Raw genomic sequence first — 12,769 nt, 5'->3', positions numbered from 1 at the left:
TCATGAGGTGACCATCGGTATGTGGATAGTAAGGCTCGCGCTTAGCCAACCACATACTTTCATTGTCTTGGCGATTCTTATAGCTTTATTTGGTGTTGTTTCCATACGCAACATGGCGATAGATATCTTTCCGTCGATTGATGTCCCTGTTGTAAGTTGTGTTTGGACATATACGGGCATGTCGCCGGACAACATTGAGAATTTAATTACTAGTCCTACTGAGCGAGCTTTTGCTTCAACTGTTGGTGGTATTGAGCGCATTGAGTCAATGTCGCTTAACGGTATGAGCATTATTAAGGTCTACTTGCATAAGGGTGCTGATATCGGACAAGCGGTTGCTCAGGTGTCGAGCACAGGCAACGCCGTTATGAAACAGTTGCCGCAAAACATAACACCTCCGTTTGTCACTCAGTCATCAGCTACGGACGTCCCTGTTTTGCAATTGGTCGTATCCGGTCAAAAACTCGATGAAGCAAAACTGTTTGACCTTGCCAGCAACTTTATACGTGTGCAACTCTCGACAGTGCAAGGTTCGACAATACTTTTCCCCAACGGCGGCAAGTATCGACAAGTTTGTGTTGATTTGGATCCGCGCGCTCTTGTCGGCTATGGGTTGTCGCCGACCGATGTGATGGATGTTATAAACGATCAAAGCATCATTGTTCCAAGCGGTACCGCTAAGTTGGGCAGATCGGAATATTGGGTTACGCTCAACAATATTCCTGATGCGATTGACAAGTTTAACAACATTCCCATTAAGCACGTTGGTGGAGCCACGGTTTACGTGAAGGATGTTGGTTTTGTGCATGATGGCTATCAACCGCAGCTAAATATAGTCAATCTCAATGGCCATCGCTCAGTAATAATGAATATTCTCAAAAATGGCACGGCCTCAACACTCGATGTTGTGGACAAAATTAAGGCTATGCTACCCAAGATAAGAGACACACTGCCTCCTTCGGCCACGCTTGATATTTTGACCGATCAATCAAAGTTTGTTCGCGATTCAGTAGACGAGGTGTTTCAGGAAGTTGTTACCGCCGCCGGACTGACTGCACTTTTTATGTTGGCGATTCTGGGCAGTTGGCGTAGTACGCTTATCGTGATTTCGTCTATACCTCTGGCGATGCTTTGTTCGGTAATTGGACTTTACGTCACCGGCAACACGATAAATTCAATGACATTAGGCGGACTTGCCTTGGCTGTCGGCATGCTCGTCGATGACGCCACTGTGGAAATTGAAAATGTGCATCGACAACTAGATTTGGGCAAACATGTAGAACAAGCCATTCTTGATGGTGCTCAAGAAGTTGCTTTGCCTGCATTTGTCTCGACAATTTCCATTTGTATTGTTTTTCTTCCTGTCTTTCTATTAATCGAACCGGCGCGTTCATTGTTCATCCCGCTTGGACTGGCTGTGTCTTTTGCCATGTTGGCTTCTTATGGATTATCAAGAACGATCGTACCGCTTATGTCGAAGCACTTATTTGCCTCAGAAGAACATGTCGCCGGTGAAGAGAAGCCAAAAGGGCAAGTGAAAGAACCAGGATATTTTGAGCGGATCTATCTGTATATCGATAGGCATTTTAATGCTCTTCGCGATCAATACCACAAGGCTCTTGCCTGGGCACTTGATCATAGAATGCCTGTTGTAGCGGCATTTTTATGTTTTTATGCAATAAGTCTGTGTCTATTGCCGTTTGTCGGCAGAGATTTCTTTCCGCCAATTGATGCCGGACAACTTCGCTTGCACGTGAATGTGCCTGCCGGTACCAGAGTTGAAGAAACTGAGCGTATTTACAGGAGCATTGAAAATTCTATCGGCAAGATAATTCCTAAGGACGATATCGAAGTTTTGACCGATAACATTGGTCTACCTGTGAGTGGTGTCAATTTTGCTTTTACCGACAGCCAGACAATCGGTGAAGCTGATGGTGAAATTCTGATTACTCTAAAGGAAGATAGAGCAGGCTCGACAGCCGAATATCAAAAACGCATACGGGCCATGCTCACCAAGGATTATCCTGAGTGCTCTTACTATTTTCAGCCGGCCGACATCATTACGCAAATAATCAATGCCGGACTGCCGGCTCCGATAAACATAAAAGTAATCGGCATGGATCAAAAGGAAAACCTCGAGCTGGCTCTGAAAATAAAGCGTGCTGTCGACAAAATACCTGGAGCCGTTGATGTGTGTTTGCACCAGGTAGTAAATAGTCCGGCGTATTTATTTGAAGTGGATAGAACAAGAGCGGATCAGATGGGACTTACGCAGAGCAATATTTCGGACGCTACTCTAATTACCTTGAGCTCAAGCTTTCAGGTATCGCCGAATTTCTGGGTGAATCCAAAAAATGGCGTGCAGTATTATTTGGAGACGTTGTCACCACAATACCGAATCGGCTCTTTGATAGACATTGGAAACATTCCAATTTCGTCAGCCACGACACATATTCAAGCAGCATCTTCCCAGCAGTCGCAAGCGCAAATCTCGCCGACTGGCGAGCAGTCAACTCAATTGCTCTGCAACGTAGCTCAGCCAATAAGAAAGTACATTCCCTATGTGGTCAATCATTACAATGTGCAACCGACATATGATATTTATGCCGCCTGCCAGACAAGAGATCTTGGCAGTGTATCCGATGACATCAATAACATTTTGAAAGACGTCTGCAAAAAACTGCCACGCGGAACCACAGTTGTGACCCTCGGGCAGGTTCTGGCTATGAATGGCGCATTTGCCGGATTGCTAATTGGACTTGCCGGAGCCCTGCTGCTTATATATTTACTGCTCGTGGTTAATTTTCAATCCTGGACAGATCCGGTAATTATATTGATGGCTATTCCCGGAGCCTTATGCGGCATTATCTGGAGTTTGTTTGTAACGCAGACTACGCTCAGCGTGCCTGCTTTGATGGGCACAATCATGACTATTGGTGTTGCATCGGCCAATAGTATTCTTGTAGTTACCTTCTGCAATGAGAACTTGCGGGAAAATCACGATGTGGTCAAATCTGCGCTCACGGCCGGATTCCAGAGATTTCGACCGGTTTGCATGACAGCCTGTGCAATGATCTTGGGCATGATTCCGATGTCCATGAGTGCCGGTATCAATGCTCCTATTGGGCGTGCAGTAATCGGTGGTTTGTCGGTTGCTACTTTGTCTACATTGTTCTTTGTGCCGATTATGTTCAGCATCATTAGGCACGGCAAAACTAAACCCAAAGAAATTGAAAAAGAGTGAAGAATATGGCGGAACAAAGCAGTCCTAAAAATTTGAAGACAGTCATGCTAATTGTTGTTGGAGCAGTTGCCGTATTTTTCCTTTTAGGACTGTTGCCACGGATATTGCGGAATATGGAACTGGCAAAGATGTACGAACAAACTGCAGGTGCCGTGAAAAGTGTGCACACCGTTGTTGCCCAACCGGCACCTTTTGAGGAAACAGGATTGTTGCCGGGTAGCATTGATGCTATTCAATACACAAGCATTTATGCTCGTGTAGACGGATACTTAAAAAGACGGCTGGTTGATATCGGTGACAAAGTTGTGACCGGACAACTTTTGGCTGAAATTGACACTCCTACAATCGATAACGATGTTGCCGAGGCTAAAGCTTCACTGGTGCGTGCCCAAGCTGGGCTTGTCAGTTCAAAATCCGTTTTGCAGGAGTCTCTGGCAAAGCTTACGGCAGCCAAGGCGCAGGTTGATAGAGCAAAAGCGGATGAAGATTACAGCAATACCACGGCCAATAGATGGAAGACTATGGCAACCAAAGGAGCTGTCAGCCTGCAGAGCCGCGATGAGAAGGTGCGTGCCTATTTGTCGGACGTTGCCTCATTGAGCGCAGCCCAAGCTGATGAAAAAGCTGCTGAGGAGGCTGTTGCCACTGCCCGTTCGCAAGTAAATGTTTCCAAGGCAGAAGTGGATGCTAAGAAAGCGGATTTAGATTCACTTCTTGCTAAGCAGAGTTTTAAATTTGTTAGAGCACCTTTTGATGGAACAATCACTTTAAGGAAAGTTGATCCGGGAGCATTAATTACTTCTGGTAGTCAGTCTTCGAATTTGGAGTTATTCCAAGTAGCTAAAATTGAAAAGTTGCGCATTTACGTAAATGTGCCGCAGACTTTTGCTCGTTATTTGGAACAAGGGCAAGAAGCGGAAGTGTTGGTACCGGAATATCCGGAGCGTGAATTTTCCGGAAAAATATCCAATATCTCAGATGCTTTGAATCCGAGCACGCGTACCAGGCAAACTGAGGTTCGAATTGATAATCGTGATCAGGCACTTTTGCCTGGCATGTACGCGCAAGTACGCCTCAAGGTTGAGCGCAAAGAGCCTTGGATAAGGGTTCCGGGGACAGCTCTTGTGCCTCTGAATAACGGTATGTTTGTGGTGGTGGTTGAAGGTAATAAGGCGCACTATCAAAAGGTTGTTATTGGTCGAGATTTCGGCGATGAAATCGAAATTAAGGCAGGACTCAAGCCGAATGCCGTTGTTGTTCTAAGTCCTCCTGTTGATTTGCAAGAAGGCGAAGCAGTTGCGCCTATATCCGACAAGCAGGACTCTGGTAAATAGGACTGGATAATACCAATGACAAGAAAGACAATTTTGTTCATTGCATTGTGCCTGGGCTTAAGCCAGTCGATTTTGGTTCAAGGCGTTTTCGCTCAGCCGAATAAGGGTGATGACTCAACTGATGCCACCATTCTAGACAGAATTCGCCTGGAATCGGAAGAAACCACAGGGACGATTTTTCGTGAACCTGATCAGGTGGAAGTGAAAACACCGCTTCTAAAGGCTCTAATTCAGACGCAAGTGCCGCTTTCACCGTATCAACTTGATGCTGATTCAGCGCGCAGCATCTCATTGAAAGATGTTTGTCAAGCCGCCCTTGATGGGAATTTGTCGATAAAAATTTCCAACGCCGACAGGGAAATGGGTCGCTGGCGCTTCTGGACCAATATGGGACAGTTTTTGCCGGAAGTGGTCAATGGTGTTTCATATCAGGGTATTAGGGGCAACTATGCCAGCCCGTTTGGACAAATAGCACCAGCAAATAGTCCTTATTTGGTAATACCAAACTCTTTGAATTTGTACTTGTTTAAAGGCGGTACCATTTTGTTTGGCGCTCTTAGAGCAAGTCATGACTATAAGGCTTTAAATTGGTCACTGAAAGGCACAACCAACGATGTTCTGTTTGATGCCAGCAAGCTTTACTATCAACTTGTGCTGAATAACGTACTATTGCAAATTCGCATTAAAGGGGTTGAGCTTGGCGAGTCATTATTGGCGCGCAACAATATTTTGTTCGAAAATGGCGCAAACACTAAGTTGGATGTGTTGCAAGCCAAGACGCAACTATCGCGCGATAGACAAAATCTAATTAGCCAACAGATAGAAAGACGCCAGTCGGCTATCAATTTGGCGACAGCTTTAAACCTTGATCCATCAGTTGATTTGTTGATGAAAGATCAACTAGTTAAGAAAGTGAGACTCGTTGATTCTTCATTGGCAATAAATGATCTGGTGGCAATCGCCATTAAGAATCGTCCTGAATTGAAGAAGTATGAGCAGTTGCGTTTAGCCGCTAGAGATCATGTCAGAGTTGTTCGCGGCCGGTTGTTGCCTACCGTTCAAGGTACCGCTACGATGGCGGCCACCGGCGCTGATGCTGTCAATGTTCAGCAAGCACAGTCCAGTAGTGGTTCGACAAGTGGCATGTCGGCTGGTTCGTTTTCCACAAGCAGCATGGTGCCTGCTGGTAGTGGCGCCAGTAGCAGTCCAAAATTTACAACTGTGGAAATCTATCAAATAGGAATAAATGTTCAGTGGGCGCTTCCAGGCATGGGTACAGTCGATGCAGCGAGGGTTCAGGAAGCTAAGTGGGAAGCCAGGCGTGTGCAATTAGAGGGTGTTGAACAACTAAACAAGGTTTATAAGGAGGTCCGTGAGGCTTATCTTGATGGTATTAAGGCTGAAAGTCTTATCAATGAGACAACGGACTATGTCAATTCGTCGCGTGAACAGTTAAGCGTTGCCACTACAAGGCTTGCCGAAGGTGTTGACACTGATCTTGCAGCAGTCATTGCTCAACGTGACTATGTCAATGCGTTAGCGGACAAAGCTAACGCAATAGTCAGTTTCAACACTGCCCAAGTAAGGCTTTTAAGAGCTCTCGGGCGAATTACCCTAGACACGCTTACCAGCGGCGTGCCCATCAAGGACTAATTATCGTTTTTTCGCTTTGGCTTTGGCGAAATATTCCTGGCATTCGTGCGGAAACTCGCGCGAGAATTGTTTCAAAACCCAGAATACTGATTTGCGAATGAATTCATCTCTTGTATCAGCCGGTGCATAGCAGTTTGCTAAGCCTGCTTTGTCGACGATTTTTAAGAGGCCTTTTTCAGAGAGGCGCACCATAGTCGTCATCACTGTTGTGTAGGCTATTTGTCTTTCTTTTTTTAAAGCTTCAAACACATTGCGTACGGTTACTGTGGGGTTGGCTTTTTTCCAAACCAATTCCATAATTTCGCATTCCAAATCACCGAGGAACTTTCTCAGACCGGATTGGTTAAAACGAAATGACGCGTTATCGTCTTGTATTCTCATGTTTGACTCACGAATACCCGAAAAATTCTTGCCCTGAGGCAATCCTATCATGCCAGAGACAACCCTGCGACAAGAAATAGGAGATATGTTGTCAATGTCAACAAATATGCTGTCCGCAGGTGATAAAATTAGCCCATGACTTCCAAGCCACAGGGACGGCCCGTTGTCTATTTAGACCGCGACGGCACCTTAAATGTTGAAGATGGTTATATCCGCCAGCTCGAACGGCTGGTACTCATTGCCGGTGCTGCACAGGCTGTGCGCCGCCTTAATGAGGCAGGCGTGGCTGCCATATTAATCACCAACCAATCAGGGGCAGCACGAGGCTATTACCCGGAGTCACACATTCTCGACCTTAACAACCGCCTTGTTTCCTTGTTGGAAAAAGAAGGTGCTTATTTAGATGCTGTTTATTACTGCCCGCATTTGCCTGACGGCACAGTTGCGGAATACACCGGCAACTGCAAATGCCGCAAGCCGGAAATTGGTTTGGTTGAAAGAGCTTGCAGTGACGATACGACTTTGGATAAAAATCGCTCTTATGTTGTCGGCGACAAATCAACAGATGTTGAGCTTGCGCATAACATAGGTGGTAAGGGCGTGCTCGTTCGCACAGGTTACGGCGAACAAGTACTTGATGGTACATATCAATGGCCTGTTAAGCCAGACTACATTGCTTCAGAAATTACAGAAGCAATTGACTGGATACTGGCTGATTTGAAAGTAAAAACTACTGCGTAACGCCTGAGCCTTTGGCGATGGCTGTTGTTTGACTTGATTTATCATCGAGCAACTTTTGCATGCCAATCTTCAATTGTTTCGGCTCATTGCCCATAAATGTGCTTACGACTTTACCGCGTGAATTGACAAAAACAACTTCCGGTACGCCGCGTACTCTGTAGAGACGCACTATGTCCTTGTTTTTTTCATCGTCGATATTTACGGAGATGAAGTCAACTTGTGAGCCATAGCGACCCTGTGCTTTGTCGATAGATGGCTGCAGTTGATCGCAAGTGGGACACCAGTCGGCATGAAAGCTGATTACTTTCGGCTTTTCGCTGTCTGTGTAGCCGGCCATGGCTAATATTTGTCTGTGCGGACCTTTCGGCTCTTGAGCCGATGCAGAATTCGACAGTGAATTGAAGGCAGTTAGAGTCAGCACCAGAGCCAATACAGATTTGCTTTTCATAAACCTCACCAAAACGTATTAGGCGCTAGCCTAAGGCAATTCGCCTCAATAGCAAATGGGAAAACCCCTACTTAACTGGCTCTACCTACTCTATAAAGCCTAGAACGCAGTAAAGAATTTACTTCCGATAGGAGTGATGGAATATCGAAGGGCTTGGGCAAATAGAGGTCGGCACCGGCTTCCAGGGCTCTAACCTGGTCGGGATGGGCGGTAGCCATAATCACCCAGATATTGCCTAAGTGGTCGTCGCATTTAAGCATGCGGCAAAATTCCCAGCCATCTATTCCTCTGTCTGCCAGAGTGGACTCAAGCAAGACAAGATCCGGTTGTGGTTCGTGGCGGCATAGATCAAGAGCTTCGGCAGCTGATGAGGCAACTTCGACCACATAGCCCTCCAGTGAGAGATTTTCTTGCAGGAGGCAAGCCATGGCCCCATCCGGTTCAACAACCAAAATGCGGGAACGTAGAGGATCCTTGCAGTATACACCCGGCTCCATGACGCCGTCGGAAACCCAACCTGAGCCAGGCTTTTGCTTAGCCAAACTGCGCACATCGTGTGCGTTAGTCAAGACATCCACATAACTTTGGAAGCGACGTGTCGTGCTATTGACTATGCCTATAGCAATTGAGATAAGCGGCAAACGTCTGCGAATGCCACCAATACCGGTGGCGATTAAATAGCCTCGTTCAATATCCTCAGTTGGATAGAAACGCTTGCTGGCCCTATCAAACTGCTGGCAAATCTTTTCCGCCTTTTCTTCAGCGGATGCTGCATCGGTAATAAGAAGAAAATCGTCAGCTTCAATGTGCCCGACAAAATCATTTTCGGAAGCGGAGTCGACAAGAATGGCGCCGAGTGCCTTGATTAATTGATCGCCTGCCAGGTCTCCATACACTTCGTTGTAAACGCGCAAGTTGTTTATATCAACGGACAAGGCCGCCCAGGTTCGATCTGATACCAGACTTTGTTCAAGCATGCGTCTGCTTAGGGTGGCCGCCGGCAATTGAGTAAGACGTGAGGACAATTCTTCCTGACGGCGTCGTAAGTGAGCCAAGACTCTTATGGCTAATTCGTTTTTGTCTATTGGATCGGCAAGCACATCGTCGGCGCCATAACGGAATGATTTAATGCGCTCATTGACGTCATCGCCAGAATGCATAAGCACAAGCACTGGACGCGGATGCACAAGGGTTGCTCTTATCTGTTGGCAGTAAAGCCGTCCGTCGCCTTGTGGCATGGTGGCAGCTAGAAGAACAAGATCGGGATGCAGGAAGGAAAGCAATTCATTGGCTTCATCGAATGATGTGACGGCGTGTACTTTAGCGCCTGTCTTTTCCAGAAGTGATGCGTAAGTAGCAGCTTGGCGGCTTTCATGGATGATCAGAATTGAAGGTTTCGGTAGAATCATTAGCCTCTACCTCGCGCTGCTTGTTCTTCCAGCGTGGCGGCAGGAATTTTGACTGTAAAGGTTGTTGATTTGGGTTGGCTTGTTACGCTAATGCTTCCGCCCAGTGCCACCACTAATGATTTAGTGATGTAGAGCCCCAGTCCTGTTCCTTCTGTCTGTCTCACCAGTGGATTATCTAGACGGCTGAACTTGTTGAAGATTTCTGATAGATGTTCTTCCGGTATGCCACCACCCTCGTCGTTTATGGATATTTCCACAAATGGGGGCTTGCCCGTTAATTCTCTGGCTTCAATTGTAACTGTGGTATCAGGTGGAGAATACTTTATAGCGTTGTCGATGAGATTGGTTAAAATCTGCTCAAGTCTATCGGCATCAGCCCAGACAGGCGGCAAGCCGTTGGGTAATTTGGTGACCAACTTATGATTGCGGCCCTTTTCCATCAAGTTGCGAATTACTCTGTTTATCGCTTCTGTTAAGTCAATTGCACGAATAGTGAATTGCAGTTTGCGCGCTTCTAATCGAGACACTGCAAGCAAGTCTTCAACAAGGCGAGCGAGCCTATCGGCTTGGTCTTTTATAATGCCTATATATCTTCTTTGTTGTGCAGCATCCAGTCGATCACCTGCACGTAGTATGGTGTCGGCGAAGCCTTTGATTGATGTAAGTGGTGTGCGCAACTCGTGACTGACAGTGCTGACAAATTCCGTTTGCGCTTGCTGAACGGAACTCGCCTGAATTATGTAAAGTACAGTCAAAGTGCCGGTACTGCCATCGGAGGACCCAATGGGACTGTGTGTCACAGGTATAGGCAGGTCCATGCCGTTGGGGCAAATCAACGTCCCGCTATGCAATTTGGTGTCTTCAGCTGTGGACAGTAAAAGCTGATTACCGTTTTTCTCTTCGTCGTTTAAACAACTACAGGCAAGCAGTGACGAGATGTTTTGCCCAACTATTTCTTCGGTGGCGCGTCCAGTAAGTTTAGAGACGGCTTTGTTAGAGGCAACGATTTTTCCATTGCCATCGCTGACTAAAAGGCCGTCAGCGCTGTAATTGTTGAAGCTCTCAAAGATGTTATCTGATGTTATGGTCAAGCCGAAGACCACCATCCACTGCTATTGCAGGTAAAACGCGGGTCACCAAGGCTAAATTATCACCAGAGGAGAAGATCCCTTAGGAATGGAACCTATATTTTAAGAATTTAGCTTTTATTTCAAGGTTAAGTGCAGGATAGATAAAAGCCGACTTTCATCTGTCAGGTGCAGGTAGCCCAGCAGTGCTTCAAAGGCGGTAGCCTGGCGATATATGTCCTGTCCGGATTTGCGGTAATTGCTCACCTTAAGATTTCGCGCGCGCCTTACAATATCGGCTTCTTCTTCGCTTAATTGGGGCATTAGTTCGGCAAGCAGTTCCGCCTGCTTTAGAGCGGAGACCCGGGAGGCTGCCTGCTTGTGGAGTTGGGCTGCCGACTTTATCGTCAGGGTTTGTCTTTCCCTCTCAAATAGGTGAAAAACGGCATCGCCTAGATGGGCAAGCACCTTTAGGGGTATTAGCTTGGCCGTTTCCTTCTCGACTTGTCCTTCGGCAAAAATCATTTACTTGGATTTAGCTGTAAAAGGAATGAACTTTTCCGCAAGTACTTGCCAGGCAAAATTCGGTAAAGCGGAAGCCATGCGATTGGCGCGCCAGGGTTCTTTGATAAGTCGCCAGAGCCATTCGCAATTTAGTTTGCGCATAATTGCCGGTGCTCTTTTGACATTGCCTGTCCAAACATCGAAGCTGCCGCCGACGCCGATTAGCGCCGCTTTAGGAAAGTATTTTGCGCGATAGGTATCAATGAAGACTTCTTGGCGCGGTACGCCTAAAGCAACAAGGACAAGATCAGGTTCGCTTTGAGCAATTTCGGACAAGATTTCTTCTTCGTCATCGGCAAAGTAGCCGTGATGACAGCCGGCAAGGACAATGCCCGGATAACGCTCTTTGACCACATCGACAAGAGCATCCAATACTTCTTTTTTGCCGCCAATCAGAGAAACCTTTTTGCCCAACTTCGATGCAAGTTCCAGAGTGGCGTCTGCCAATTCAATGCCCGGCAGGCGACTAATTTTATGACCGTATAGTTTGAGTGCCCAAACAACACCTGCCCCGTCGGCAATGATCAAACTTGAATGACGAATGATGCGATCTAAATTGCTGTCCTTTTGAGCGGCAATAACCATCTCCGCATTCAAGGTGACAACATTCAATCCTTTGCCTGAATGCCAGGATGATTCAATGATGGAAAGAGCGGTATCACGGTCAACAATGTCGACCGGATAACCGAGGACTTTCTCTCGCGATTTACTTATTGCTGACAAGTGTATAGCTGACAAGCTTGTATTCACAGAGTGGTTTCGCGGCGAGTAAATATCTACTTAGCCGCAATCGCATATACCATGCGCCTTACGATGAGAGGATTTTAGCCAAAATGCTGAAGTTCTGGCAAGCAGTCTTTTTTAGAGCAATACTTTCTTTGGCTGCTTGCAGTGACAGCTCTTTTCCCTTGGCCAGTGCATTTCTCACTTGATCCGGCCATTTTGCCGCTGCTTCGTCCTTGGTTAGATTTAACATGGGAAGCCCCGAGTCTTCAAGCAGTTGCGCCACTTTGGGGTCGTAATTGATGCCTAAAACAGGACGTCCGGCAGCAATGCCCATGATCAAGGCGTGCAAACGCATGCTTATTAGAAAATTCAATGAGCCGATAACGGATAACCATTGACTGGGCAATTTGCATTGAGCCGAGTCAAAGAGAAGGGATTTCCTGCCTTTTTCTTGCCAGTATTCTTGAAATTTAGACAGAACTGTTATGTCCTGACTTGGCTGCAAAGGCAGAAGGACAATTGTCGTGTTGTCGGTCAGATTTTCATCGAGAATTTTTGCCAGAAGCTTTATGTGTCCGTCTGTGAGTGCAGGGCTTGGTCTTAAGGATAAGCCAACAAGCAAACCATCATCGGGAAAGCCATTTTCAACTGTGTTTGGCTTAAGACACCAGACAGGATCGGCGGTCATTTCGTGATTGATAAACCAATCAGTGAGCAATTGATCTGATTCATGATCGCGCACTGTTGTAAAAGAAGCTTGTGACAGAGCCGACTTTGTAATTGTGCGAGACAAAATGCCTTTTAACGGCCCCACGCCCTGGGCAAATACATACACCGGCACATCAAAAGCTCGGGCAAGAAAAATCTGCAGTCCATAATAAGCCGGAGACCCGAAAGATTTGGTGTCTTGGAATAATCCACCGCCGCCACTTATAAAAAGCCTTGCTTTCCCTAAGAGTGAAACCAAGCCAGGAAAATCAAATCGGCTTATTGAGTCGACTTGATATATGCTTTTGGTTGCCTCCGGGTTGTGCGAGAGCACGACAATTTCATCTGCACGTACAAGTGTTTTCAACTCGCCGACGATAGTTTCAAGTATTGCCTCATCGCCCATGTTGTCGTACCCGTAGTATCCGGACACGATAACGAGATTGCGTTTATGATTTATCGCCATTTACCCCTGCCAAATCACATCTCAATAA

The 12,769-nt window shown here is 46.5% G+C and carries 11 protein-coding genes; 4 read left to right on the top strand and 7 right to left on the bottom strand.

Features of this window, described 5'->3' with window-relative positions; translation table 11 throughout:
- Positions 1–19: 19 nt before the first annotated feature.
- From K2Y22_16655 to K2Y22_16645, 3 genes are read left to right on the top strand one after another with little or no spacing between them, the layout of a single operon-like run.
- Entirely contained in the window at positions 20–3,244 is a 3,225-nt protein-coding gene (locus K2Y22_16655; GenBank protein MBX9880091.1) for an efflux RND transporter permease subunit, read from the top strand.
- A gap of 5 nt (positions 3,245–3,249) precedes the next feature.
- Positions 3,250–4,578 (top strand): efflux RND transporter periplasmic adaptor subunit, encoded by a 1,329-nt coding sequence (locus K2Y22_16650; protein ID MBX9880090.1) that lies wholly within the window; start codon positions 3,250–3,252, stop codon positions 4,576–4,578.
- Between the two features lie 15 nt (positions 4,579–4,593).
- The gene (locus K2Y22_16645; GenBank protein MBX9880089.1) at positions 4,594–6,231 is read left to right on the top strand and encodes a TolC family protein; all 1,638 of its coding nucleotides are present in this window, start codon (positions 4,594–4,596) and stop codon (positions 6,229–6,231) included.
- Here the strand turns inward: K2Y22_16645 and K2Y22_16640 are convergent, their stop codons facing one another.
- Positions 6,232–6,663: a BlaI/MecI/CopY family transcriptional regulator gene (locus tag K2Y22_16640; protein MBX9880088.1), complete on the bottom strand. Its 432-nt coding sequence runs from the start codon at positions 6,661–6,663 to the stop codon at positions 6,232–6,234. It abuts the gene before it with no gap.
- A gap of 84 nt (positions 6,664–6,747) precedes the next feature.
- Here K2Y22_16640 and K2Y22_16635 point away from each other — a divergent pair, with 84 nt between their 5' ends.
- Positions 6,748–7,353: an HAD family hydrolase gene (locus K2Y22_16635; protein MBX9880087.1), complete on the top strand. Its 606-nt coding sequence runs from the start codon at positions 6,748–6,750 to the stop codon at positions 7,351–7,353.
- Here K2Y22_16635 and K2Y22_16630 read toward each other — a convergent pair.
- The 6 genes from K2Y22_16630 to csaB all read right to left on the bottom strand — a co-directional run bounded on the left by K2Y22_16630 (position 7,343) and on the right by csaB (position 12,741).
- On the bottom strand, positions 7,343–7,801 hold the full coding sequence (locus K2Y22_16630) for a thioredoxin fold domain-containing protein (protein MBX9880086.1): 459 nt from the start codon (positions 7,799–7,801) through the stop codon (positions 7,343–7,345). The genes K2Y22_16635 and K2Y22_16630 overlap by 11 nt on opposite strands.
- Positions 7,802–7,872: 71 nt before the next feature.
- Complete coding sequence (locus K2Y22_16625; GenBank protein ID MBX9880085.1) at positions 7,873–9,210, bottom strand: response regulator; 1,338 nt, start codon at positions 9,208–9,210, stop codon at positions 7,873–7,875.
- Positions 9,210–10,301, bottom strand: a complete 1,092-nt coding sequence (locus K2Y22_16620) for a cell wall metabolism sensor histidine kinase WalK (GenBank protein MBX9880084.1) — start codon at positions 10,299–10,301, stop codon at positions 9,210–9,212. Before K2Y22_16620 ends, K2Y22_16625 begins: the two co-directional genes overlap by 1 nt.
- Positions 10,302–10,415: 114 nt before the next feature.
- Positions 10,416–10,802 carry a ribonuclease III gene (locus K2Y22_16615; protein ID MBX9880083.1) on the bottom strand — a complete coding sequence of 129 codons (387 nt, stop codon included), beginning with the start codon at positions 10,800–10,802 and terminating at the stop codon, positions 10,416–10,418.
- Entirely contained in the window at positions 10,803–11,579 is a 777-nt protein-coding gene (locus K2Y22_16610; GenBank protein ID MBX9880082.1) for a WecB/TagA/CpsF family glycosyltransferase, read from the bottom strand.
- A 70-nt stretch (positions 11,580–11,649) separates the two neighbouring features.
- Entirely contained in the window at positions 11,650–12,741 is a 1,092-nt protein-coding gene (gene csaB / locus K2Y22_16605; protein ID MBX9880081.1) for a polysaccharide pyruvyl transferase CsaB, read from the bottom strand.
- Between the last annotated feature and the right edge of the window lie 28 nt (positions 12,742–12,769).

This window comes from Candidatus Obscuribacterales bacterium, assembly GCA_019744775.1.
In the GTDB taxonomy this organism is placed as follows: domain Bacteria; phylum Cyanobacteriota; class Vampirovibrionia; order Obscuribacterales; family Obscuribacteraceae; genus SBAT01.
This window is presented reverse-complemented; position numbering and strand designations above follow the sequence as displayed.

What these genes read in the sequence shown, in the direction of transcription:
- K2Y22_16655 (MBX9880091.1), top strand. Translation starts at nt 20, where the DNA reads ATGTGGATAGTAAGGCTCGCGCTTAGCCAACCACATACTTTCATTGTC.
- K2Y22_16650 (MBX9880090.1), top strand. Translation starts at nt 3,250, where the DNA reads ATGGCGGAACAAAGCAGTCCTAAAAATTTGAAGACAGTCATGCTAATT.
- K2Y22_16615 (MBX9880083.1), bottom strand. Translation starts at nt 10,802, where the DNA reads ATGATTTTTGCCGAAGGACAAGTCGAGAAGGAAACGGCCAAGCTAATA.
- K2Y22_16645 (MBX9880089.1), top strand. Translation starts at nt 4,594, where the DNA reads ATGACAAGAAAGACAATTTTGTTCATTGCATTGTGCCTGGGCTTAAGC.
- K2Y22_16635 (MBX9880087.1), top strand. Translation starts at nt 6,748, where the DNA reads ATGACTTCCAAGCCACAGGGACGGCCCGTTGTCTATTTAGACCGCGAC.
- K2Y22_16640 (MBX9880088.1), bottom strand. Translation starts at nt 6,663, where the DNA reads ATGATAGGATTGCCTCAGGGCAAGAATTTTTCGGGTATTCGTGAGTCA.
- K2Y22_16630 (MBX9880086.1), bottom strand. Translation starts at nt 7,801, where the DNA reads ATGAAAAGCAAATCTGTATTGGCTCTGGTGCTGACTCTAACTGCCTTC.
- csaB (MBX9880081.1), bottom strand. Translation starts at nt 12,741, where the DNA reads ATGGCGATAAATCATAAACGCAATCTCGTTATCGTGTCCGGATACTAC.
- K2Y22_16625 (MBX9880085.1), bottom strand. Translation starts at nt 9,210, where the DNA reads ATGATTCTACCGAAACCTTCAATTCTGATCATCCATGAAAGCCGCCAA.